This window comes from Flammeovirga sp. SJP92 (assembly GCF_001583495.1).
In the GTDB taxonomy this organism is placed as follows: Bacteria; Bacteroidota; Bacteroidia; order Cytophagales; family Flammeovirgaceae; genus Flammeovirga.
This window is the reverse complement of the sequence record NZ_LQAQ01000010.1, coordinates 1-1,905: the sequence shown is the minus strand read 5'-3', so window position 1 is coordinate 1,905 and position 1,905 is coordinate 1. Positions and strand designations below refer to the sequence as shown.

1 protein-coding gene is annotated in these 1,905 nt (G+C 38.0%); it reads right to left on the bottom strand.

Annotation, left to right across the window (positions count from 1 at the left end):
* Positions 1-197 precede the first annotated feature (197 nt).
* Positions 198-1,905: T9SS type A sorting domain-containing protein (locus AVL50_RS00410; RefSeq protein ID WP_062614504.1), on the bottom strand; the 1,708-nt coding region annotated here is incomplete at its 5' end.

Here is a 1,905-nt window from a genome sequence, read left to right as displayed (position 1 = left end):
CAACGCTGAAAAACGTATAAATAGTGGTTCTATTTAAAGTTTTTTAAAGGCAGTAATCAGAAAAAATAATATGAATAAGTGTTATATAATTTTGTCTTAGTACTTAGTACTTAATTTAAGATATAGAGAAAAAACTCTCCATACAAATAATGTGCATGGAGAGTTTTCATTATTAAAATATGTACTTCACAATTGATTTATTCAATTATTACCTTTTTCATCAATTTGTTATTGATTTTCAAGATGTAAAGTCCACGAGTTAATTTTGAAACATCCAATGAATATCCTTTATCTTCCATAAGCAGTACACCTTGTGTAGAATACAGCTGCAGTGCTGGAATTTCCTTCATGCCTTTCAGACTAAGAATATTTTTTACTGGGTTTGGATAAAGTACTATTTCTGCACTTTCCAATTCTTCTTTTAATGAAACCGTTCTTGCGTTGCTGACCTCACCATACAACTCTTCTGCAATAGAAGGACTTCCCAATAACCAGAAATCAGAATTAGTTTCTTCTAACCATAAAGCTTTAATTGCTGGATTGGCTTCGATTCTTGTATCTCCCCAATAACCTTCATTGTAAGGATCTGCCCACTTAGCTTGGGTATTCCAATTAGCATTGATATAAGTTACTGAACGGATTACATCGCTATTAGCATGAATGTAATCTAAGAAAGGAGTAAACCATCTGTCCCATGCTTCTTGTGCATCATAATTACCAAACCATGTACCAGGAGCGAACTGCTCTTCTGCTGCACTCAACCCATCAGTGAATAATGTTTTAGCACCTTCGTAAGTATATCCTGTTGATGCTCTTGAAATCATGCTTGGCGTAGGATCATATTCTGAGATCTCGAAATCATAACCTTGTGGTGTTGCCTCTGCAATCATTACAGGCTTATTGTGCTCTCTAGCAAAAGCTAACATTTCATCTGCTAAGTCATCTTGATTTGGTAAGTTAGGCACATCGTCAAATCCAAAGTAAGTAGATGCTTCTGTGGGTGAAATAAACCAAGAGATTCCACACCAATCCACATACTCATCTCCAGGATACCAACCTGAAATATCTTCTCTTGCCGCTGCTAAATCACCGCCATTACCGAAGTAACCGTCCAATACATCGTCTACAGGTGAAGTAGATGACTGCCATACGTAAGCCACATTGTCAACACCTCTTGCATTCATTCCATCTACAATATGACGCCATGCTGCTTTATACTCGTCTTGTTTGTGATATCCTGCTGGATAATCGCCTCCCGCTGTTTCTTGAGAATTCCAACGTCCATCAAACTCATAACCAATTCTCAAGTAAATTTTCTTGTCAGGGAATGTATTACAGAATAATGCTAATTTATCGATATGTTGCTCATACTGACCGTTTGCAATTCCTTGTAATCCGTTCAGGTTCCAGTTTTCTGTGATTGACATTGCAATAATCAACGCCGATTGATCCCAACCTAATGCAGTGCTTGATGCATTCAAAGGTCCTGAACCCCAATCTGTATCAACTCCAGTAAAGTTACCGGCATTATCCATACCTGTTGCACCATAGTTTATTCCGTAATTGTCTTGTGTCAACATAAAGAAAGAAACGTATGCTACAGCTGCTGCTGGCTCTGGCATATTACCTTCTCTGTATCCCGACATTGCCGCCAAATCCTGACCGATGGCCAACATAGTCTTTCCATTTTTAGGAGTGAATTTACCTTCTATTTTATCTCCTAATACAGGTTGTGCTTGTGTAGTAGCAGAAGTCTCTGTACCCAGATCTCCAGAGCCTTCTGCATTCATCGCGTACACATTCACATAATAATTCGTTTCGGCTTCAAGACCATTAATTGTGGTTTGTGTGGAAGTAGTTGTAACAGAGTCAGAGTAATTTCCTGAAGCTACACTGTATTTTACT